Raw genomic sequence first — 337 nt, 5'->3', positions numbered from 1 at the left:
CTGTTTGGCGCAGGATATCGTTTACTTTTAGCTCGTATGTACTGAACTGATACTCTGGGCGATAAACATAATGGTAAACAGGCTCTGGCTTTGCCAAGTCACCTGCTTCTCCCGCCTCAACCGCTTTTTTATATTTAAAATTTAAATCTGTCGTTAACTCTTCATTAAACACAGGCACTTTAAATGGTACATAGTACTTTGGACGGTGTGCCAGTGGCCCATCACCTGCGCCTATTTCTTCAAAGCTTGGCGATTCTGAAATGGGTTCACCACTTACATTTACGTAAAAGTGTTCATTAGTTGACGCGCCACCTGGCAAATTAATTTGGACAATATT

At 41.5% G+C, this 337-nt stretch carries 1 protein-coding gene; it reads right to left on the bottom strand.

Annotation, left to right across the window (positions count from 1 at the left end; genetic code table 11):
- On the bottom strand, nt 1-337 hold a 337-nt coding region (locus C2M30_RS07335; protein ID WP_158683344.1), incomplete at both ends, for a hypothetical protein.

It is taken from the genome of Pseudoalteromonas sp. T1lg24 (assembly GCF_002964745.1).
In the GTDB taxonomy this organism is placed as follows: Bacteria; Pseudomonadota; Gammaproteobacteria; order Enterobacterales; family Alteromonadaceae; genus Pseudoalteromonas; species Pseudoalteromonas spongiae.
This window is presented reverse-complemented; position numbering and strand designations above follow the sequence as displayed.